Consider the following 20,767-nt stretch of genomic DNA (forward strand, 5'->3'; position numbering starts at 1 on the left):
CTTTTTCTCCGTAACTGGTAAGTAGATTAGCAAGTGAATTAGCATATCAAAAAGCAGCGAGACTATGACTATTGTCATCTTGCTATGATATATGGGAAAGTAAAGTATTTTTACCGAACTTCATATATACGAAAACAACCTTTTGTTAAATGAAAAAACCGCAGCGAATTAACGCTGCGGTTCAATTTTTTCACCCGATCATCATATCGCAGGCTTGCTTTTCTTTGTATACATATCGTTTAGTGAAATCACTCGGGAGAAATAAGGCAAAATGTCTTTATTATGAGTGACAACGACGATCGTTTTGCCTTGTTCGTTTAATTGTTTTAAATATCTTAGTATCGTTTCTTCATTCTCCGCATCCAGACTAGCTGTTGGTTCGTCTGCTAAGATCAAATCGCTCTCTTGCAGGATAAGACGGATAATCGCGATCCGCTGCTGCTCCCCTCCGCTTAGCTGGTAGATCATCTTGTTTTTTAAATAGGCCAGGCCAAAGTCATTCAGCAAGGAGTCGATTCTTTCTTCTTTCTCTTTTTTGTTAAGCTTCTTATATTCAAGAGCCAGGTGCAGGTTCCATTTAACCGTTTCATCATCAACTAATCCGTAGTTTTGGAACAGATAACCGATTTTGTCTCTTCTAAGCATCATAGCCTCTTTGGAGTGAATGGAAAGATTTTTCTTTCCAAACAGCGTTAGGTCTCCACGCTGCTTTTTGGAGATTAGCCCGATGATGTTAAGCAGCGTTGTTTTCCCTTTTCCGCTTTCCCCGATTATGGCGATCATCTCACCCTGCTCTACCTTTAAGTTCATATTTGAGAGTATTTCCGCTTTGTCATACGTTTTGGATACGTTCACAAGTTCAATAACAGTCATGTTTATCCACCCTTAACTATTTTGTGAATATCTTTTTTGATTAGTTTGTTGTGCAGATACATCAGAATCAGCAGGTCTGCTATGAGCATCATGATATAAAAAGGGATGTTGAATGTCATAAAGAAATTTAGTGATACCATAATAAGGAGCAGCAGAAAGACAATCAGATGCGTGTGAAACGTTTTTAACAGACTGAATCCGTATATATATTGGACGCCGTATCTTTTGCTGTTAGAGACGATATCTACATAGTTGGAGATGTAAATAACGAATATCAATGTCAATAGGAACAGAATCGTAAATACGAGCGCGTTATACATGACAAACTCGACAAAGTGTACCTTATCCATATAAGGAGTTAATAATGTTCCGACGTTCACTAGTTTTTGCAGCCCATTTTGCCCGATGACCTGACTGAAATCTTCACGCTCATCCAGCTTAAAGTAGAGATCTCCTGCATTCAGCAGGTCATAATAATACAGACTGCCGAACTGACCTTGATCGAGCATCACGATCGTATCTTTCAGCTTCGTTTCGGATTGTCCGAGCAGTTCGAACTCATAATCATTCTGTGTATAGACGATATTCAAGCTATCAATCTTTCTTTCCTTATCAGCAGGCAGACCAAAGTTTTCATTGTAGTTGAGGAGATGGTTGAACTGCTCCGTATAAACCTCTTTTACTTCTGCTTCTTGATCTTTATATTTGGCAGGAACGAATATAGTAGGTTCTTTTGATGAGATATTATTTATTTTCTTGCCGTTCTCATCTCTTATTTCCATAAAGTTCTGGATATAGCGCTCATTCGCGACAATATGATTTTCTTTTAATGACTGGTAAATATCGTTTTTGGTCAGTCCCTGAGTCTCCAGATAGGTTTCTGACAGCAGCTCTGTAAGATAGGCATCATTTACATAAAGCTGATTGGACTTATCAAAATGGGTATAAACTTGTTTAATTGAATTACCGTACTTCTCTAAAGTAGGCAGATTCTTTCTGGCATTCGTATCTTCATCCGCGTTATAGCCATTCGATGTGAAATATCCCTCAAGCTGCGTGTACCGCTCTAAATCTTTTCGCTTCGCTTGATAGTCTTTGTAATTCGTATAAAACGAAGAAATGGAAAGTGTAATCGCTAGAATTAATAAAATCTTAATTCCGTACAGCACATAATTTAACCGGTTGGAATACACTTTGTTCTTCAGCATCGAACTGATGTCAATAAAACGCAGGCTGATCTGTGTAATCAACAAAAGTAAAACATTGATGATTGTCACAACAACGAGAAACGCGGTCAATAGTAGAAAATATCTGGGTACGACACTCTGCATGGCTACATAGTAAGCGAGATGAATAGTGAGTGTAACGCCTACAGCTAGGCTTTCCATGTACAAAAAGTTTCGCAGTGAATCTGATATCATCTTGAAGCTTGAGTAGCCCATCATTTTCTTAACCGCGTTGATCTTGATTCTCGTAAAGGTATAGATAAATAGTACAAGCTGTGTCAGCAGCAGCAAGATAACGAAATTGAGCAGGTTATAATTAATCACCTGACCATATGCGATCTCATTGTCATATGGTTTAACCGAAAGACCAGCTTTCTCACTAATTTGAGCTAACTCATTTTGCGGCAATTCCGTATAAAAGACTCCGTTGTTATCGATAAATTCTTCCTTAGTAAGCGGATAGTATTTGAGCACGGTGTCATTTGAGATGGATTCAGGCTGGCTGATCGAATCGATGTCACTATGATAGATCTCATAAATGAACTGATCATGTTTTGATACAGGCGTTTTCACCAGTTGCAGCCCGCAATCATTACTTTTAACGCATGCTTCCTCTAACCCTTGATACAGCTTGTTCATTTCGTTCCCAGAGAAGTCTTCAACACTATAAGCTTTCAGAGAGGCGTCTCCCATGTTATTAAGCTCATAGATGTCAAATAACGATTTATTAAAAATGTAGGATAATAATAAGAGCTGTCCAATAAGAAAAACGAATAATAGTTTCTTCATAGTTCCTCCTGAGGATTCCGATCCATTCATCATTCATGAAAGGGGAAAAAGAGCAAATGTATTTAGATTTTATCTTTGGTAGTAATCATAATGTGATGTTTCGTTGCAGTACCATTCGCGACTTGCACTCTTATAAGCTGCATCCGCTTTCCAACCTGAAGAATAAGTGCTAGAACAAACTTTTACAGCTGCCCAAACATTATACTTTTTTGTATTACTCGGTTTCGCATCACGGATATCTGAGTAGACTGTATCATCCGTTTGTCCGCCTTTGTAAACCAGCTCTCCTCCAGCAACCTCTACTGCACTTACAATTCCAACCGGGATGATAAACAATGCTAATGTTAATAACGTTACAAAGATTCTGCTTTTCTTCTTCATTCCGTTCACCTCTGCCCTTCGCTCTTTTTCCCGTAATCAACTTATCATTTATTTGATAATTTGTAATTATTTTGATATTTAGGGAAGTCAGCAGAAAAATAGACATTTTTCCCCTGTTTATTGAGCAAGGTTTCTTACAATGGTTCTTTTTGTTTAAATTCTGTAATACTATGAAAAAATTCCAAACCCTTTTTCCTTTCTCATTTAATGATTACTTTCCGTAGGTTTTTAAGATAATCCACTCGGTTATGTCGGAAATGAATGGCGCTGTTTTTTAAAAGAAAAAATCATTCTATTGAACTACCAAATTAAACCATTTAAAAATATCCTCTTTCTGCCATTTTACACCTATCAATCTTTCCTTTCATGAGTCAATATTGGTATGTTTCACATGTGAAATTTAGGCTATATGGGTATAAAAAAACAAGGCCGCATTAGAGGAGAAAAATCTAAATTTGCAAGCCTATTAGTAGGTGAAATTAACACTATGAATGGATATCTAAATGACATGAAGAAAGACCAGATTTTTGTCTGGTCTTTCTTTTATAATCTTCTTCAATTAAAGCACCCGATCACTGAAGAATGTTAGTTTGCATTCCAATCAACTGCATTCTTAATTAATTCATCTACAAACTTCTCTTTAACTTCCTGATATTTATGTGTATCATCAGGAAACTGTTTTGCCAATATTTTTTTAGATCTCCGTAATTTTTTGCATCCTCTGGATTATTGTTTAAGTAATCTTTAAATGATAAATGTGCGTCGATGTTTTTATTTCCAAGTTGAAAGATATGAATGTGATGAGACCTTTTAAGTTTACCTTTTGTAAAATATCTTCTTCCTGTTATTCCGTGTTCATTCCTTGGTTCATAACCTAAACACAGCATCTCTTCATTGAATAAATTTACTTTTTCAATATCTTTTACAACGATTAAGATATCTATTATTGGTTTTGCATAGCCTACTGAAGGTATTGATGTACTACCTATATGATAAATCTCAATTAGCTCATCTTTAAAAATTTCTTTGAGTTTACTTTCTTCTTTCAAATATAATTTTTCCCATTCTTCTGTCCAAGGAAGTATTTCTGTCTTTCTCATAAGCACTTACTCCTCCTGCAAAAAATTTATATCTCTTTAAAATTAGTAATTTATTCCACAATCCTGCACGATTGTTCGATAAGTTGTAGAGTAGAAACACTAATTTAAATGATTGTTTACGTTTCCTTAACTCCTAGCTCCTCCTCCTGATCAAACCGCACAAGAAAATTTCACTCGACGCTCTTTTTTTCTTGTGCATTACGGTTAATTCATAACTTGATTCATTTCCCTTAATACCAACTATTTTTTTACCAGTTCAATAAATAATTCCATTAAAAAAAGATGCATTCCTTGTTCAGGAAATGCACCTTTCGTGAATTGCTCTTACTTTTTTATTTAGTGTAACAATTGCAATCTTTGTCAAACAGATCCTTATAACGTATTTAAAAACCGGTCAATTCGGCGCATCGCTTCTTCAAGCTTTTGAACGGAGGTCGCATAGGAACAGCGGACATGTCCCTCTCCACTTTCGCCAAAAACACTACCGGGTACAACTGCAACCTGCTCTTTCATCAACAGCTGTTCTGCAAATTCTTCAGATGACAGTCCAGTCTTTTCAATTGAGGGAAATACATAAAAAGCACCACCTGGAACATGGCACGATAAACCCATCTCCTCTAAAGCATGAATGACCAAACTGCGGCGCTGTCTGTAGCTTTCTTTCATTTTCACTACATCCTTCTGTCCGTTAACGAGCGCTTCAAGAGCTGCATGTTGAGCCATAGTAGGAGCGCACATCATCGTATACTGATGTATTTTTAGCATGGCTTGCAAAATAACTTTAGGACCGCAGGCAAAGCCTAAACGCCAACCGGTCATGGCAAATGCTTTTGAAAATCCAGAAATTAAGATCGTGCGGTCCCGCATATTTCTCACTGCAGGAAAACTTGTATACGGTTCATCGTACGTTAGTTCCGCGTAAATTTCATCTGAAATAACGAGCAGGTCATGCTTCTCCACTACCTCCGCAATCCTTTCCAAATCTCCCTTTGACAACACAGTGCCTGTTGGATTGTTCGGACTGCATAACATAATGACTTTCGTCTTTTCAGTGATAGCAGCTTCAATTTGTTCCGGCTGAAGCTTGAAATCATCCTCGCTATACGTATTTACCGGAACAGGGACTCCTCCTGCCAGTGTTACTGTTGGTGCGTAGGACACAAAGCTTGGCTCAACGACAATGACTTCCTCTCCAGGGTTAACAACCGCACGCAAAGCAAGATCAATCGCCTGTGAAGCACCGACTGTAACTACCATTTCTTCTTCCGCACTGTACGTAACACCAAATCGCCTTTTCATATATCGAGAAATTTCTTTCCTCAGCTCGAACAGTCCAGCGTTGGCTGTATATGCCGTATAGCCTTGTTCCAACGAGTGATAACTTGCTTCTATCACGTTCCAAGGAGTAACGAAATCCGGCTCACCGACTCCAAGGGAAATGACGTTTTCCATTGAGGAAGCAAGATCAAAAAACGACGGATACCCGATGGCTGAATGGACTGCACGGTATTGGATAAATATTTTAAAGTTGGTTCTGTAATCATGGCGACACCACAATTCGTTTATCCTCATCATTATCACTAAAAACAAGTCCGTCATGCTTGTATTTTTTAAAATGAAATGAGTAGTTGTGGAGATGACCGAATCGATGGTCGAGAGTTTTTCAGATACAAAACGTCCGACTTCTGCCATCGTTTTACCTTCGATCGATACCGACAAATCGTAAACGCCGGACATGAGATATACCGCTTTAACTTCAGGAAAACGGTAGATTCGTTCAGCAACTTTATCAAAGCCGACACCTCGTTTTGGTGTGACTTTTACATCAATCATTGCTGTTACAGCACCGTCTTCGGTACCTTTTGTCCAGTCTATTATGGCTGAATAGCCTAGAATCACTTTCTCTTTTTCAAGCTTTTCTAGTATTTTTTTAGTTTCATCCTCTGTTATTCCCATTAACTTTGCAATCGTACCTGTTTCAAGACGTCCGTTTTTTTCAATGAGCTGCAATAGTTCGCGTTCTCTAGAATCCAATTCAATCACTCGCTTTTAGTAGAATATGCTGACCATTATAACAAACACTTTAAATTAAGCCACTTAGAATCTTTAGAATTAATTTTAAATTTAGAGTTCTAAATCATTTAACGACCTATTTTTATTTATGCCATTCTCTCCGCCAACTCTAAAATAATTCCCTCTGGACCACGTACATAGCATAACTTATAACTTTGTTCATATTGCTCGATCTCACTAAAGATTTCCTTTCCCAAATCTTTTAAGCTTGCAACGATCGCTTCAATATCTTCAACAGCAAAGCAAATATGTCGGATCCCCAGCGTATTTGCAAAAGGTTGCTGAGTATCTATTTCATCTGATGGCGTATAAAATTTGACTAGCTCTATCCAGGCATGACCATCTGGCATCCCCAACCCTACACATGCCGTTTTAACATCTTTGAGCCCAACAATTCTGTCCAACTGTTCTCCTTCCATTTCCCATTCCGCTTTCACTTCAAGGCCTAAATCAAGAAAAAACGCTTTAGCCTCTGAAAGATTGTTTACGTTTATACTTATATGATCTATTCTATTGATTCTCATATCTCATACCTCCTATTTTCCTGTTGTATTCGTGTAAGGTTTGTTTCAAATTCAAATTCTTTAAAAACAAGGGAATATCCTTCATCAACAAATCTTCTGATGATGTACAGCACGATTTTAGCCTAATTATACAGGAGTGTATTTTCACCAAAACTCTAATATATAAAAAAATCGCAACGAATTCCGTTGCGATTTATGGTGCTAATTACTATGGAAATGGGTATGTTTTTTTATTTCAAATAATCCTCTAAAGCTTGCTGAAGGGTAGCTTTAGTCTTTGCTTTGCTATCAAATGTTAATCCAATGCTTGTTACTTTGCGCACGATCTCTGGACGCAAACCAGTAATGACACACTCACAGCCCATCATGTTCGCACCTTCGATTACTTTCATCAGGTGTTCGATCACTTCTGACTCCATTTGAGCAATACCTGATAGATCAATGAATAACGTTCCGATGCGAAGTCTGCTGATTTCCAAAAGTACCTTCTCTTCAATCGTGTCTGTTCGATATGTATCAATATTCCCAATGAGAGGAAGGACACAAATCGTTGATGTGATCGGAATGATAGGAACAGAGAGGTTTTCAACGAGTGCTTTCTGAGACTCAATCAGATTATCTTTGTACTCAGAATAACTCAAGAATAATTCGTTTAAAAACTTATCTATGCGGTCATTAATTTCTCTTTCTGTGCTAAAAAAGCCATCAGCTTCCACTTCAATGTGGTTCGTTTTATTGAATTCCTGTAAATACTTCCAGATGGTTCTTCGAATGGCTTGTACCCATTCGAGTTTGAATGCTAGCGTGAGACTATGCGATGCCCATGATACGCCTTCTATCTTTGCAAACTCTTCTAATTCGCTGTCTTTTCCTTGGATGGTGTACATCACAAGTTTATGGGCATTGGATAATAAATCAATATTACCGATCAACAGGATTTCTTCAATTTTCCCACGAACATTTTGGGCTTCACTTAACAATGATTCTTGGAACTCTTGTCTGTTATTTGTAAAATAATCAATATAATCCTTCTCCAAGATTAAAGCCATCATGTTCACTCCTATTTATATGATAGTAATTTAGTAATTTCTACCTACTATTGTACCATTCCCACAAATCATCTGGAAAAATAATTTTTAATTTAAAACTGTTTTTGAAGTTAAGTATTGCGCAACCCCTTTTTTCGTTTAAATTATAGTGCCATACATTGGGTGAGTGTTTCTTATTCACGCCAATATTTCACAAGAATAAATGCGGCTGAATCAACTGCACTAGAACTCTCTATTCCACTCATTAAAGTAACAGAAGAAAATTGAGTACTTCCTCTTGTAGGAGATATTGATACAAAGAGAGCAAAAGAACTTATGAATAAAGCTCTTAGTAATGGAAATGACTTTGACTTATAGACACTATGGTGGCAGATCGAATATTTAAAGTTGAACTAACGGGTATTGAAACGATTTTAACTGGCATAAGATCAGAGATTGCTCAAACCATTTTCCAACTCGGTATAGAAAAGAAAGATATTCCTACTTTTTTAAACCTTCATCAAACGATGAAAGATTTACAAAATACCGTTTTTAAGAGTAGCATATAATTAAAATACAACACCTAGAACGCTTGGAAAACACCACGGGTTCTTTTTTACAATTCATGAAACAGACAATAACGTCTATTAATTAAGGAGATAAAATGAAAAGTTTAATTGCACAATTGTATGGTGATGTAAAAAAATATGTAACCGGGACTGACTCTTTTCGTATGGGGATTGATTACGAAGGGAATTTAATACTGCTTACTAGTACAAAAAACGGATCCATGTATCATCATGATATTTATCACTTTCTACGCGGAGAAATCAATCATATTAAATTACCTGGTATTTATATGAGAAATTTTAGTTCAGCTCAACCTCTCCATGAAAACTGGATATTGGTAGAGGCACTCGGCGATGAAGATGCTGGTCCAAAAAATGCATATGTGTTTGATACGGATGGATACATATTGAACAGTTATACCTATGGAGAAGCGGTCGAAGATGTACAAACCACAGTTGAAGGTGATGTGTGGGTAAGTTATTTTGATCAAGGTTGTGAAGGCTTGCACTGCTATAAAGATGGAGTAAAAACATTTGATTACTACTACTCAATCATGAAAAACAACCCAAATGTCCCTACTATAGATGATTGCTATGCCCTGAACGTCACTCCTGACAGTACAAACATTTATTATTATTCCGACTTTCCGTTTGTCCAAATAAGAGGCGAAAACGAATTTAAAATATATGATGACATTCCTATTCAAGGAAGTAAAGCATTTGCTATCCGTGGTAATGATGTTTTGTTTAGTCAGGATTACGATGCCAAACCGGAAGTCTATTTGTATTCTCTGGAGGAAAAGAAGAAAATGACGTTTAAAACCATAAAACCTGATGGAAGTATACTAAACTATGATGACTCCATAGGTCGTGGCACAAAACTATTTTTAATACAGGATACAGAGGTCTATTTAGTAGATCTAAAAATTTAATTACAAAGTGAAACTAGACATTGAAGAGATGCTAAGAATAAGCATCTCTTAGTCTGTTTACTCACGATAGAAGGACACTTCCTCTTTAAGAAGAAATGTCCCCCAATAGAATGATATTATTCTTTAGTAGTTTCTAAGAGTTTTACAGAATTGCTCGTTTCTTTCACATGGGGACTAATGGCATTCTCCGCAAACCCAAAAATGCTATACAATACAATCGTTATACCCATAACCATTCTTTTGTTCATTTTCATGATACCAATTCATCCAATTCGATTGTGACTTTGAACAAGTCACCGTCTACATCAATGTCCATGCTTGCTTCGTGAAGATCAACGATGGACTTAGCAATGGCTAGACCTAGACCAGATCCGTCTGTATGACGCGAAGTATCTCCTCGTTTGAATCGTTCAAACAACTCTTCAATGTTGCCGCCTAATTCATACTTAGAAACGTTTTTAAAAGAAATGAGTACTTTTTGTTTTTCTTGAACAACTGATACATAGACTCTTGTATTTTCCATTGAATACTTTACGACGTTACCTATTAAATTATCAAATACGCGCCACATCTTCTGACCATCTACATACGTGAAGATTGGACTTTTTGGAATAGATAATCTAAAAGTTAAGGATGATTCTTTTATCGTTTCGTTGTATTCGGCCATCGCCTGCTGAAGCAGCTGCACAATATCTACCCGTTGTTTCGTCAGCACAAGATTGCCGCTCGCCATTTTCGAAACTTCAAACAAATCATCAATCAGGATCTTCAGCCGTTTTGATTTGCGGTCAATTACTTCCAAATACGCATCATGATCCTCTTTACTTAACTCTTGTGACTTTAGAAGTTCTGTGTACGTGATGATGGATGTTAATGGTGTGCGAAGGTCATGGGATACATTTGTAATCAGTTCCGTTTTGAGACGCTCACTTTTCACTTCCGCCTTTTTTGACGTTTTCACACCGTGTTTTAATGTATTCAGATTTCCAGCAAGCACAGCTAATGCCGACTTCCCTTTGTGAGGGAGATCGTACTCCATTTGCCCTGCCGCAAGCTCTTTGGAATGCTGGATAATTCGGTTAAAATAGCCGATGCGTTTAACCAGATAGATGAGGACCGGTATGGTGACCACCAAGAATAAGAAAACATAGATTGGTAAAAGATCGGGCTCCAAGAACACAATACCCGCACCAAAGCCTGATAAGAAAATTACCATGAGCAGAAGCAGAACTTGCACCGCCACGCTTCTGTTGTAAAACATATCTGTTCCTAAGTGGTAGAACCAGCGTGACATTTTAATAACGAATGCTTCTCTATATAATTGTCTGTTGCCGACTTCTCTGTAGATCCATGCCACCTGTATAAGAGTGATCCCTACCATGAAGGCTGCAGTTAGAAATTCAAAGAGTCCGGTGCTGTAAATAAAAGAAAAGGACAGCATATCGTAGTTTTGGGCATTTGATACCAGTGCGATCAGCATAAAAAATAGTGAAAGCAATAGCGTTCCCAAACGAATATCAATTGGAATTCTCTTATATACGTTTCTCTTATCCGAAGCAGCGATCACCTGTAAGGGGCGGAGTTTTCTTGACCAAAATAACGCGATTATAAGTCCAATTAAGCTACCGATCGATGTTCCGTAAAAGGACATCTGCATGTTCTCGTAATCTTCTATTTGTTGTCGAAGTCCGTTTCCTTTTGAAGCGGAACTTGGCAGAGTAATAACGCCCTGTAGGAGTTTTGGTTTTTGTGCAAAATACTCATCCTCGACGTAGTTTAAAAAGTTATAATGACCATTTAATTGCAATGCACCATTTTGTGAGGATGAAGAGTAGTTTCTAGTGAACAGGTTTGATTTGTCTTCTAGATCTTCAGGGTTATTGGCACCGCTAACATTGGTAAAAACCTCTCCTGTTTTCATGTCTTCTAAATAATATTGAAAACCAAGCAGGTTATCATCGTGATTGGCAATGAATTCCCCTCTCTCTTCAAGAAAGGCATCAACCTGTTTTTCCTTCTCTTTTATGACCTTTGCTTTGACATGATCGTCGCTCTTAAAGTTCTCAATGATATCTCGAACCTTCTCATCTCTTTGCTGTTCATAGAGCTTCACAACATCTTCATTTTCTGCAGCTTTCGCATCTTCTATTTTTCCTTGATACCGATCTTTAATGTTCGTCACTTGTTCAGATAAAGTACCGTAGCGAGTACGATGCTCTTCTATTTCATCATTTGTGACCTTAATGTTCTTCTTTAATTCTGATTCCGTTTGATAATTAATATCTGCAACGCTGATGTATTCGGTATATGCGTCTAGTTGCGCATTAAAATCTTCTGTATGAAAGTAATCTTTTTCGAAATACCAATGGCCCTTGTCAAAAAACGAAAGAATCCCACTTAATCCAAAGGTCAACAATAACACCCATACAAATATCTTTGTTCTACTTTTCCATTTTGTATCCAATACCCCATACCACCTTTAAATACCTTGGATTTTTCGGATCGATCTCAATTTTTTCTCTGATTTTACGGATATGAACTGCGACTGTATTTTCCGCATTGTAACTCGGCTCTTTCCATACTCGCTCATAAATGTCTGAAATGGAAAACACCCTTCCCGCGTTCGTCATCATCAGCTCCACAATCTTATATTCAATAGGTGTTAATTTTACAGCATCGCCATTTACAGCAACTTCCTTTGCTTCCTTATCCAGTGTCAAACCGTTCAGATTGATTAATCCCGTTTTCCCTTCATATGTACCAAGTGTGACGTACCGCCGGAGCTGCGATTTCACGCGGGCGATCAGTTCCAAAGGATTGAAAGGCTTTGTCACATAATCATCTGCACCAATCTGAAGCCCCAGCACTTTATCGGTATCTTCACTCTTTGCACTTAAAATGATAATCGGGATATTTTTTTGTTCGCGTATTTTAAACGTGGTTGAGATGCCATCCAATTTCGGCATCATCACGTCCAATATAATCAGGTGGATCGGGTGTTCATCCAACTTTTCCATTGCTTCAATTCCATCTCTTGCTTGGACCACGGTTATTCCTTCGTTTTTCAAGTAAATTTCAATGGCATCACGTATTTCTTTTTCATCATCAACAACGAGCACTGTAAATCCGTTCATGTTCTCACTCTCCCTTCTGCATTATAGCATGGCATATATTTGAAATTATCTTCATTCTACATGTCATTCCTTTACATTTACTTAGCAAAAATCTTAAGACTTTCTTAAGTTTCATTTTCACCCGAGCAATCCAAAACGCAAAAAAATAGCACCTATCTTACTACAGATAGGCACTCGTTGGTTTTCAGTTAATATGAAAGCAAGTCCAATCAAATCAGACAAGCATACATATGATGTAGAAGAATAGAGTTGCAATACGCTCTATTCTAATTGATTTAAAATAGGGGATGTTTTAAATGAGTTTAATCAGCATTTTGGACAATTTCTTGTCTCACAAAAAAGTACGTAAGAGCAAGAAAAACAAAAAAAGAATTGGTTAAGTAGGAAAGCCGCCCTTTATGGGTGGCTTTTTTATGTATAGATTAATTTTTGCTAGTGATTTCAATCTCTTCATTTTACAAATGAAAATTGCTTAAAAAAGTGCACTTCCCTATCTAGAAGAAATGTGCCCGATCGTTAAATAAAAATAAATTAAATCCCTTCCGGAAAATTAAAAATGATATACGTTTCATTCCATATCTCACTGTGAACAGAGATATTCCCTTGTACACCTTCAAAAAGATAATAGTTGCCGTCCTTTTTTACGAAATCCCATCTCTTAACTTTCATTAAGTGTATCAGGTTTTCATGCGCTTTATCTTTTGTTGAGATATACCATTGGTAACCCTGATAATTTGAAGGGATTCTAACGATTCTTCCATTCGCTTGATTTACTATCATCAATACATCTTTTTTGAAACAGACTTTACCGGAAACGGCTCATAAATTCTATTAAATAGTAATACAGCACCCACCAGTAGCGATAAAGTGATAAAGAATCTTACCCATCTTTTCATAGAAGGAGCTCCTTAACCGTTCTTTGGGTCTTCACGATCGTATCAAATCGTTGAACAGATTGCTTTATAAATTCTTATCTTGCTGAAAATAAGGCATCTATGCTTTTGTCAATATCATTCAGAACTTATTATGATTGCTCCTATTATTATGCATGCCCCTAAAAACATTACATGCCATGTTTTCAAAACACTCACCCTTTCCCCATTCCTACAAGAAGTTAGGACACTTTATTTTTTTCACAATCCAGATACGTTTGCTAATTTAGCTTATTATTTATTCGATTAAACGCCTACTTATTCCTTTTCCTTCCATATAGTGTGTTTTTAACATCTAAAAGTTCTTTTTGGAGGATTCGAGCTCTACAATCAAACCACGTGTAAAATCCCCGCATACCTACTATACTAAAGGAGAAAACAAGATTTGGAGGGATTTACGATGTTGCATATTGAAATGTGGACAGACTTTGCTTGACCATTCTGCTATATTGGCAAAAAGCGTCTGGAAGATGCTATTAAACTGATTGACCATCCGATCGAAGTAACGTATCGCTGCTTCGAATTGGATCCAACAATGGACCGTGATGTAAAAGAAAACATTTACGAAAAGCTAGCCAAAAAATATGGGATGAGTATAGATGCAGCGAGAGCCAACTCTCAAAACGTGGCCCAAACAGCAAAGGCAGCTGGGTTAGATTTTCAATTTGATACGATGATTTTAACCAATACCTTTGATGCGCACCGCGTGACGATGTTTGCTAAAAAGCACGGTAAAATGAAAGAGATGACCGAACGGATTCTGCATGCTTATTTTACCGAGTCCAAACATATCGGGAATCATGAAACATTAACCGAACTTGCAGCAGAAATTGGACTGAACCGAGATGAAGTTGCCAAAATGCTCGCAAGCGATGAGATGGCAGACGCTGTTCGTGCTGATGAACAAACTGGACAGCAGCTTGGCATTACAGGCGTTCCGTTCTTCCTACTGAACAAGAAATACGCCTTAACTGGCGCACAGCCAACTGAGGTTTTTGTTCAAGCACTGAAAAAAGTCATTGCAGAGGATCAAATTACCGTTTTAAATGATCAAGACGGAGCGATTTGTGATGATGATGGGTGTGAAATTCCTGAGAAGTAGCACATTCGATCGCCTGGCGAAAGGCGAGAAAACAGCATAAAAGAATAGCAAAAATGCTCAGGATCACATGTATCCTGAGCATTTTTTATAGAAATTAACGTTCACAGTCTTGATTTAGTTCTTCTTCTCCAACAAACGATATTTGTAATACTTCATAAACCCAACAAAAATTAAAATGGAACCAACGATATTCGTCACAACTCGAATACTGTGGATCAAGACAAATTCTTTCGCCGTTTCTTTTAGGAATGCTACTGAATGAACGTCTGTTCCTTCAATAAACATAATTTCATTACGTGGCCATTCAAAAACAATCGAAATCGCACCTTCAATGACGATCATCAGCATGCTCCAAAAAATCCATTTTCGAGCGGACTTCACTTGCCATCCTAAGATCAAAGCCAGAATTCCTGTTGCGATGCTTGCCATACCGATTGGAGGAAAATACGTATGTGGGCTTGCTACTTCCATAAATTCCATAGCCGTTTCGAGAGATTTTGGTACATCATAAAAGATATTAGGATATAACAAAAACGTATTTACGAGCATACTTCCTAACATGATCCACTGCACCCAAAGATGAGATAATATCGATACAAACGTGATGTTTTTCTTCATGAATGATAACCCCTTTTATTAAATGTTTTGTGTTTCAACCTTCTTACTGGAGTTATCATAATCAGGAGAACTAAAGCATTTATTAGCTAATTCTTAAGAATTTCTTAAATCAGTCCAAAAAAAATGAAGGTTCATCAATACCTTCATTTCTGCATACCATTCTTAAATCGGTATCCGACTCCCCAAACGGTCTCGATATATTGTGGCTTGGCTGGATTTTCTTCGATTTTCTCTCTTAGCTTTCTTATGTGAACTGTTACCGTCGACGTATCTCCCATCGATTCAAGTCCCCATATTTGATCAAATAGGTGCTCTTTACTAAAGACGATATTTGGATTCGTCGCTAGGAATTTCAGCAGGTCGAATTCTTTAACGGCTAATTTCTTCTCATGCCCATCAATAAAAACCTGTCGGGAATTCAAATGAATTTCCAGACCTCTTATAACCATGATGTCCGGTTTCACTTCAAGTTTGGTGAGACGCTTGTAACGTGAGATGTGAGCTTTTACCCTTGCTACCAATTCATTGGTGTTAAATGGCTTAACAATATAGTCATCTGCTCCGCGGTCAAAGCCACGCATTTTATCAATGTCGGCTTTTCTTGCGGTTACCATTAAGATTGGAATCTCCAACTTTTCACGTAACCTGCTGCAAAGTTCGAACCCATCTACACCTGGCAGCATCAAATCAAGCAAGATTAAATCATAAGATCCTTCAAGAGCCATTCGTAATCCTTCATCTCCTGTTTCGGCAATGTCGCTATCGATTCCGTTGAACTTCAGGTAGTCCTGCTCAAGCTTCGCGATGCTCGTTTCGTCTTCAATGATTAATACGTTTGGCATTGCTGTTCCCTACTTTTCGCTATTTTTTAAAGTGAAATAAATAGAAGTACCTTTTCCTTCTTCACTTTCAGCCCAAATATCTCCACCATGTCCCTCAACAATTTTCTTCACAATAGACAATCCTAAACCACTTCCACCCGTTGCTTTGTTCCGAGATGGATCTGCGCGGTAAAAGCTTTCAAAAATACGAGGCAAAGATTCTTTACCTATCCCTTTCCCATTATCCGCAAATTTCACTAGGACCGCATCGGATTTAGACTGAAGGGAAACGGAAATCTTTTTCTCTGTTTTATCACTATACTTCAAGCTATTTTGCAAAATATTATCGATGATCCGACCTAAACTTAGCCGATCAGCCATGACGGAATAGTTCTCACTCGGCTCTGATTGAAACGTGAACTCTACATCTTTAAAGGAAGGGTCGTATTGAATTTCCTGGAGATAATCTTCTAAATAGTTATCCAATTGAACGGTTTCAAACTGGAATGGAAATTGTTCCAAATCTAACTTCGAATATAGAAACAGCTCATTTATCAGGTGATCCATATCATCCGCTTTTTGATAAGCGGTCTGTAAATACATTTGTTTCGTCTCTGGGTTATCCGCGATTCCATCTAATACCCCATTTATGTAACCTTTTATCGATGTGAGCGGTGTTTTCAAGTCATGTGAGATGCTTGCTATAAATTCTTTTCGATTGTTCTCGTACAGTTCTCTTTCCACTCTTGCTTTCTTCAACTGAATCCTCATGCTCTCGAAGGTTTCAGATAGTTTTCCCAACTCATCTTTATTCACTGATACAATCTCATGATCTAAATTTCCATTACTTATTTCTTCTGCCGCTTTTGAAAGAATTCGGATCGGCTTCAGTATCGTTTTTGAAACCATATAGGTAAGAATTCCATTCGTAACGATCAGAATAAAAAGAAGTCCCATAAATCTAAAGGTCATAAACCATTGGGAGTCCTTTTTAACAGGTGTGCCATTAACCCCCGAAAAGATAAGGGTTGCGATTACAAGTTCAAGCAATAGGAATAACACAATCGGAATAACGATCATAGCAACATTTGAGGCGATAAGGCGTTTCTTAATAGACATGACTTCCTCCTGTTATACAGTAAACACGAACACTCCACAAATAGAATCTATCCTATTATATAACCAAAGATAACAAAAACATTAGAGATTCTGTAAAAATATAAGACATCCTCATTGTGTGTAAAATCGTCAATAAGCATTAATAGATAGCTCAATCAACTATATAATAAGAAAGAAATCTGCTGTTTTTCTTTTACAAACTTAGCTGGATAAGGAGATTGGAATACACCATTGAAATGCATAAGTTACACCACCGCATATAAAAAAGTCACCAATCAACACGGTGATTGGTGGCTTCTTAAAATAGTAGTATTACGTAAAATCCTTTTTATATTGGATGGCCAAATAAATTCCGCTTGCTAAAATGGCTAGCGCATACTTGAACAAGAAAAAGATGTTCGACATATAGTCAGTAGGAAAAATGATGTCACATAAAATAATAGTCAACAGCATAAAGTAACTGCTCTTCAAATAGATGTTTTTTGTCCGTTCGTCTTCATTCCCCATCTTCTTATAAAATACATAGGCTAATATCACACTAGCCATTAGCATTAAGGAACCAACTCCAATGAGAATATTCCAATTATCAGTAGACTGTTCAGCCCATGATTTTAAAGGGTAAAACATTGCGTTAGGGATATCTGAAATCGACTTAATTTCCATTTTCATCATTTCCTTTCACATAAGTAAAAATATCGTTTACATCAACTTCAAAAAAATTCGCAATTCGAAAAGCTAACAACAGAGTCGGAACATAATTTCCTTTTTCCATTACGAAGATGGTTTGTTTGGATACCCCGACTTTCTCTGCTAATTCTTGCTGAGACATTCTGGCAAGCACACGATATTCATAAACCTTATTTGAAATTGAATCACCAAAGTCTTTCTTCATGACATCACCTCTTGAATCAAATTATAAACTAATTTCTTACAAAAAGCAAAGTAAACTTTTATAAAATTATAAAATAAATTTCTTTCCACTTAGTTTAATTTGATTTAACAAAAGCCAGAATGCAGAATAGGAAAAGTTGAAACCGTTCATGTATTTACAAGAGAAAATAGAGTATTGGTTTTAACTAGGAATTCACGAAAAACTGACTATTTATATGGATTTGATCTGGAAGGTCATTTAATATTTAAGGCTCCACCTCCAGCGCATTATCATTTTTGGTATCTAAACGGCAAGCAAGTAGCTTTTATTGAAGCAGACGACTCAGCCAAAAGATCGCCTCGTTCAGGATGGTGGTTTTCAATCGATTTAGTAAACGGAGATATGATCATAGGGCCGCCCGCTTACTAAGCGTGGTTGTTTTAAGAAATTAAACAAAGAGCTTGGGAAAATCCCCAAGCTCTTGTATTTTTTATAAATTAACGTTCACACGCAAAGTTATCTTTGTCTCGATCGTGCTTAGATGCATAAGCAGGATGAGTGGCGATTATGATTCGGGTTTTTCAATAATCGTATTTGGGGTAAAGTACTTAAAACATGGAAAGGTGTTGGTAATTATGGAATTTATGGATAAACCGTTAAGCATGTGGTTTGTAGCAATTGTGTTCGTATTGATCATCGCAGGATGTATTTGGGCTATGTTAAATATAGAGCTAAATGGTTAAGACCGTTATACTTTATTTTGTTAATTACCATATCTATTGTTGGCTATACATTCTTTAAATTATTTTTCTTTAATCCAGATTTATAATTCAACAAAAAAAGCCCTGCATCAGAAAAGCTTTACAACAGGACCACCCCTTTTATTTATAAACTTTCTATTAAAACCCCGTCATAAGTTACTTGTGTTACCAGACTTGAGCATTCACTTCACAAATCGGACCAATGTCTTTTCCGGCAGGTGTAACTGGTCAACATCAAACCCGTGAATCTGTAAAGTTAATTCACCTTCGCGCGGATCACCTTCTTCACCAACCCAGCAACTATACAGTTCAAAGAAATCTCCTTTTTCCAGATAACTGTCCATCAGCTTACATAATCGGATTAGCTTTTGCTTAGATTCTTGGAGTGTATCTTTGTACTTTGTATCTGTTATTTCAATTCCCCAGTGACTTGAGACCTCGTACACATAAGGCGTTGAAAATTGATGTTTTTTTACATTATCTAACTCTTTATCACCAGCAAAACAGCAGCCAACGTAAAGCATGTCCTCAGACTCCTCTTCACTTGTTGATAGTACGACGTTACAACCTATATAACTGGCTAGACTCATACATTCACCTCCCTACTCTAAAGTTGTTTGTTGGTTTCTTACCTTACTGAATTGGTTGATTAGTATTGAGTATCGTTCACTCTTCCTTTTCTTACTATCTTCTTTTCAGGATCAGAAAACCCTTTTTACAAAACAGTTACTTCCTTATCAATAAGTATTCCCTCCCGTATATACCGAATGATGGAGGCTACTTCATTTAATACTCTTTTCTCTTCCGTTCGCTCTTTCCACCAATTATTACTTTGTCCATACAGTCTGTCATCTGAGCAGTATGTGTATTCGATCCAGCTTGGCATATACGTTTTTAGCGTGAGTGAACACCGTTTCATGTGATAAGGCGAACTCACGACCAGAATTCGGTTGATGTTGTTCAAACCAAACGTTCTTTGTAAAACATAGGCTGAGCCGATCACGTTTTCCGTGGTGTTAGTCGCTTCTTGTTCTAAGATGATCTTATCTTCTGGCACTCCCATTGTTAGGAGATGCTCTTTCATCCATGCTGCCTCCGTTATTTCTTTAGCCCACCTGGCGGATGAGCCGGAAACTACGATAAAAGGTGCTCGACCTACTAAAAATAAATCCGCAGCCTTTTTGATTCGGTACATACTCTTTCCTCCGAACACGAGTATGCAGTCTCCACACTTCCCGTCATCAGATAAGTTTTCAAATAATAGGCTTGTGATTTGTTCTCGCGTTAGATTTGTTGAATCAAGAGTTGAAATGAGCATGTAGCCCTCCTTTAATCGTTAGTGAACGGGCAATAAAGGTACTCGATCAACTATACCGTTCTCTCCAACTTCACCTCGAAATTCGGCTTTGTCACATATTCCTTATAGTGCACCTGTCCATCTTTGTTCAAATAATCCAGATAACGTGTGTGATATGCTTCACCTGTAAGCATGTCTAGTACTCTATCTTTTGCCACCCAGCGGCTATCAGTGGTTTCATCTGACACTCCTAGTTCCCCACCGACTGGTTTACAAACAAAGTCGAACATTACTTTCGTCGGAATGTCTGTTACGCCATCGTGCCATTTGTATTGGGCCGTGTTAGAATACACACCAGTTAAATGCGAAACGGTGACCTCGATCCCACTCTCTTCTTTTACTTCTCGAACGAGAGCATCCATCAAGTTTTCTCCCGCTTCAACCTGCCCGCCTGGGAACACCCAGCCGTTATGATGTGTTTTTACCAATAAAATGTTTCCGTTATCATCCTCAATAAGTCCACCTACAGCTACAATATGTGTTGGCATTGCCATATCATGACCTCCGATAAAATGTATTTCTATCATCCTATTTCATCATAACTACAATTAGTATAT

General features: G+C 37.4%; 21 protein-coding genes and 2 pseudogenes. 2 read left to right on the plus strand and 21 right to left on the minus strand.

The window, feature by feature from the left end:
* Positions 1-201: 201 nt before the first annotated feature.
* From ACEWFH_RS16750 to ACEWFH_RS16785, 8 genes and pseudogenes are all read right to left on the minus strand, one after another.
* Complete coding sequence (locus ACEWFH_RS16750; RefSeq protein ID WP_473724905.1) at positions 202-873, minus strand: putative bacteriocin export ABC transporter; 672 nt, start codon at positions 871-873, stop codon at positions 202-204.
* A 2-nt stretch (positions 874-875) separates the two neighbouring features.
* A complete protein-coding gene (locus ACEWFH_RS16755) occupies positions 876-2,888 on the minus strand; it encodes a hypothetical protein (RefSeq protein ID WP_473724906.1) in 2,013 nt (670 codons plus the stop codon).
* Positions 2,889-2,957: 69 nt separating this feature from the next.
* The gene (locus tag ACEWFH_RS16760; RefSeq protein ID WP_473724907.1) at positions 2,958-3,269 is read right to left on the minus strand and encodes a hypothetical protein; all 312 of its coding nucleotides are present in this window, start codon (positions 3,267-3,269) and stop codon (positions 2,958-2,960) included.
* Positions 3,270-3,895: 626 nt separating this feature from the next.
* Entirely contained in the window at positions 3,896-4,369 is a 474-nt protein-coding gene (locus tag ACEWFH_RS16765) for a GrpB family protein (RefSeq protein WP_473724908.1), read from the minus strand.
* Between the two features lie 372 nt (positions 4,370-4,741).
* Positions 4,742-5,913: pseudogene (locus ACEWFH_RS16770) on the minus strand (aminotransferase).
* Positions 5,910-6,403: pseudogene (locus ACEWFH_RS16775) on the minus strand (Lrp/AsnC family transcriptional regulator). Before ACEWFH_RS16775 ends, ACEWFH_RS16770 begins: the two co-directional pseudogenes overlap by 4 nt.
* 125 nt (positions 6,404-6,528) lie before the next feature.
* Positions 6,529-6,966 carry a VOC family protein gene (locus ACEWFH_RS16780; protein WP_473724909.1) on the minus strand — a complete coding sequence of 146 codons (438 nt, stop codon included), beginning with the start codon at positions 6,964-6,966 and terminating at the stop codon, positions 6,529-6,531.
* A gap of 230 nt (positions 6,967-7,196) precedes the next feature.
* On the minus strand, positions 7,197-8,018 hold the full coding sequence (locus tag ACEWFH_RS16785; protein ID WP_473724910.1) for an STAS domain-containing protein: 822 nt from the start codon (positions 8,016-8,018) through the stop codon (positions 7,197-7,199).
* Between the two features lie 640 nt (positions 8,019-8,658).
* Here ACEWFH_RS16785 and ACEWFH_RS16790 point away from each other — a divergent pair.
* A complete protein-coding gene (locus ACEWFH_RS16790; protein WP_473724911.1) occupies positions 8,659-9,495 on the plus strand; it encodes a hypothetical protein in 837 nt (278 codons plus the stop codon).
* A 116-nt stretch (positions 9,496-9,611) separates the two neighbouring features.
* On the opposite strand, the gene ACEWFH_RS16795 is transcribed toward ACEWFH_RS16790, so the two are convergent.
* The 4 genes from ACEWFH_RS16795 to ACEWFH_RS16810 all read right to left on the minus strand — a co-directional run bounded on the left by ACEWFH_RS16795 (position 9,612) and on the right by ACEWFH_RS16810 (position 13,409).
* The gene (locus ACEWFH_RS16795) at positions 9,612-9,749 is read right to left on the minus strand and encodes a hypothetical protein (RefSeq protein ID WP_473724912.1); all 138 of its coding nucleotides are present in this window, start codon (positions 9,747-9,749) and stop codon (positions 9,612-9,614) included.
* Complete coding sequence (locus ACEWFH_RS16800) at positions 9,746-11,959, minus strand: sensor histidine kinase (RefSeq protein WP_473724913.1); 2,214 nt, start codon at positions 11,957-11,959, stop codon at positions 9,746-9,748. The genes ACEWFH_RS16795 and ACEWFH_RS16800 overlap by 4 nt, the downstream gene beginning before the upstream one ends.
* A complete protein-coding gene (locus ACEWFH_RS16805; RefSeq protein WP_473724914.1) occupies positions 11,937-12,629 on the minus strand; it encodes a response regulator transcription factor in 693 nt (230 codons plus the stop codon). The genes ACEWFH_RS16800 and ACEWFH_RS16805 overlap by 23 nt, the downstream gene beginning before the upstream one ends.
* A 531-nt stretch (positions 12,630-13,160) precedes the next feature.
* Positions 13,161-13,409 carry a hypothetical protein gene (locus ACEWFH_RS16810; RefSeq protein ID WP_473724915.1) on the minus strand — a complete coding sequence of 83 codons (249 nt, stop codon included), beginning with the start codon at positions 13,407-13,409 and terminating at the stop codon, positions 13,161-13,163.
* Positions 13,410-14,009: 600 nt separating this feature from the next.
* Here ACEWFH_RS16810 and ACEWFH_RS16815 point away from each other — a divergent pair.
* Positions 14,010-14,663, plus strand: a complete 654-nt coding sequence (locus ACEWFH_RS16815; RefSeq protein ID WP_473727332.1) for a DsbA family oxidoreductase — start codon at positions 14,010-14,012, stop codon at positions 14,661-14,663.
* A gap of 114 nt (positions 14,664-14,777) precedes the next feature.
* Here ACEWFH_RS16815 and ACEWFH_RS16820 read toward each other — a convergent pair whose 3' ends face one another.
* From ACEWFH_RS16820 to ACEWFH_RS16860, 9 genes are all read right to left on the minus strand, one after another.
* Complete coding sequence (locus ACEWFH_RS16820) at positions 14,778-15,281, minus strand: hypothetical protein (RefSeq protein ID WP_473724916.1); 504 nt, start codon at positions 15,279-15,281, stop codon at positions 14,778-14,780.
* Positions 15,282-15,424: 143 nt separating this feature from the next.
* Complete coding sequence (locus tag ACEWFH_RS16825; RefSeq protein WP_473724917.1) at positions 15,425-16,123, minus strand: response regulator transcription factor; 699 nt, start codon at positions 16,121-16,123, stop codon at positions 15,425-15,427.
* A gap of 9 nt (positions 16,124-16,132) precedes the next feature.
* A complete protein-coding gene (locus ACEWFH_RS16830) occupies positions 16,133-17,221 on the minus strand; it encodes a sensor histidine kinase (protein ID WP_473724918.1) in 1,089 nt (362 codons plus the stop codon).
* A gap of 312 nt (positions 17,222-17,533) precedes the next feature.
* On the minus strand, positions 17,534-17,884 hold the full coding sequence (locus tag ACEWFH_RS16835; RefSeq protein WP_473724919.1) for a DUF2178 domain-containing protein: 351 nt from the start codon (positions 17,882-17,884) through the stop codon (positions 17,534-17,536).
* Complete coding sequence (locus ACEWFH_RS16840) at positions 17,874-18,113, minus strand: helix-turn-helix transcriptional regulator (RefSeq protein ID WP_473724920.1); 240 nt, start codon at positions 18,111-18,113, stop codon at positions 17,874-17,876. Before ACEWFH_RS16840 ends, ACEWFH_RS16835 begins: the two co-directional genes overlap by 11 nt.
* Positions 18,114-18,589: 476 nt before the next feature.
* On the minus strand, positions 18,590-18,664 hold the full coding sequence (locus ACEWFH_RS16845) for an excalibur calcium-binding domain-containing protein (RefSeq protein WP_473727333.1): 75 nt from the start codon (positions 18,662-18,664) through the stop codon (positions 18,590-18,592).
* A gap of 371 nt (positions 18,665-19,035) precedes the next feature.
* Positions 19,036-19,443: a hypothetical protein gene (locus tag ACEWFH_RS16850; protein ID WP_473724921.1), complete on the minus strand. Its 408-nt coding sequence runs from the start codon at positions 19,441-19,443 to the stop codon at positions 19,036-19,038.
* A gap of 125 nt (positions 19,444-19,568) precedes the next feature.
* Complete coding sequence (locus ACEWFH_RS16855; RefSeq protein WP_473724922.1) at positions 19,569-20,171, minus strand: YdcF family protein; 603 nt, start codon at positions 20,169-20,171, stop codon at positions 19,569-19,571.
* 50 nt (positions 20,172-20,221) lie between these two features.
* Positions 20,222-20,704 (minus strand): NUDIX hydrolase, encoded by a 483-nt coding sequence (locus ACEWFH_RS16860; protein WP_473724923.1) that lies wholly within the window; start codon positions 20,702-20,704, stop codon positions 20,222-20,224.
* Positions 20,705-20,767: the final 63 nt, after the last annotated feature.

This window comes from Fictibacillus sp. EA-CB0309, from assembly GCF_055814265.1.

Excerpts from the sequence above, each read along its gene's own strand:
- ACEWFH_RS16750 (WP_473724905.1), bottom strand. The coding sequence starts at position 873 with ATGACTGTTATTGAACTTGTGAACGTATCCAAAACGTATGACAAAGCG.
- ACEWFH_RS16755 (WP_473724906.1), bottom strand. The coding sequence starts at position 2,888 with ATGAAGAAACTATTATTCGTTTTTCTTATTGGACAGCTCTTATTATTA.
- ACEWFH_RS16760 (WP_473724907.1), bottom strand. The coding sequence starts at position 3,269 with ATGAAGAAGAAAAGCAGAATCTTTGTAACGTTATTAACATTAGCATTG.
- ACEWFH_RS16765 (WP_473724908.1), bottom strand. The coding sequence starts at position 4,369 with ATGAGAAAGACAGAAATACTTCCTTGGACAGAAGAATGGGAAAAATTA.
- ACEWFH_RS16780 (WP_473724909.1), bottom strand. The coding sequence starts at position 6,966 with ATGAGAATCAATAGAATAGATCATATAAGTATAAACGTAAACAATCTT.
- ACEWFH_RS16785 (WP_473724910.1), bottom strand. The coding sequence starts at position 8,018 with ATGATGGCTTTAATCTTGGAGAAGGATTATATTGATTATTTTACAAAT.
- ACEWFH_RS16790 (WP_473724911.1), top strand. The coding sequence starts at position 8,659 with ATGAAAAGTTTAATTGCACAATTGTATGGTGATGTAAAAAAATATGTA.
- ACEWFH_RS16795 (WP_473724912.1), bottom strand. The coding sequence starts at position 9,749 with ATGAAAATGAACAAAAGAATGGTTATGGGTATAACGATTGTATTGTAT.
- ACEWFH_RS16805 (WP_473724914.1), bottom strand. The coding sequence starts at position 12,629 with ATGAACGGATTTACAGTGCTCGTTGTTGATGATGAAAAAGAAATACGT.
- ACEWFH_RS16810 (WP_473724915.1), bottom strand. The coding sequence starts at position 13,409 with ATGATAGTAAATCAAGCGAATGGAAGAATCGTTAGAATCCCTTCAAAT.
- ACEWFH_RS16820 (WP_473724916.1), bottom strand. The coding sequence starts at position 15,281 with ATGAAGAAAAACATCACGTTTGTATCGATATTATCTCATCTTTGGGTG.
- ACEWFH_RS16825 (WP_473724917.1), bottom strand. The coding sequence starts at position 16,123 with ATGCCAAACGTATTAATCATTGAAGACGAAACGAGCATCGCGAAGCTT.
- ACEWFH_RS16830 (WP_473724918.1), bottom strand. The coding sequence starts at position 17,221 with ATGTCTATTAAGAAACGCCTTATCGCCTCAAATGTTGCTATGATCGTT.
- ACEWFH_RS16835 (WP_473724919.1), bottom strand. The coding sequence starts at position 17,884 with ATGGAAATTAAGTCGATTTCAGATATCCCTAACGCAATGTTTTACCCT.
- ACEWFH_RS16840 (WP_473724920.1), bottom strand. The coding sequence starts at position 18,113 with ATGAAGAAAGACTTTGGTGATTCAATTTCAAATAAGGTTTATGAATAT.
- ACEWFH_RS16850 (WP_473724921.1), bottom strand. The coding sequence starts at position 19,443 with ATGAGTCTAGCCAGTTATATAGGTTGTAACGTCGTACTATCAACAAGT.
- ACEWFH_RS16855 (WP_473724922.1), bottom strand. The coding sequence starts at position 20,171 with ATGCTCATTTCAACTCTTGATTCAACAAATCTAACGCGAGAACAAATC.
- ACEWFH_RS16860 (WP_473724923.1), bottom strand. The coding sequence starts at position 20,704 with ATGGCAATGCCAACACATATTGTAGCTGTAGGTGGACTTATTGAGGAT.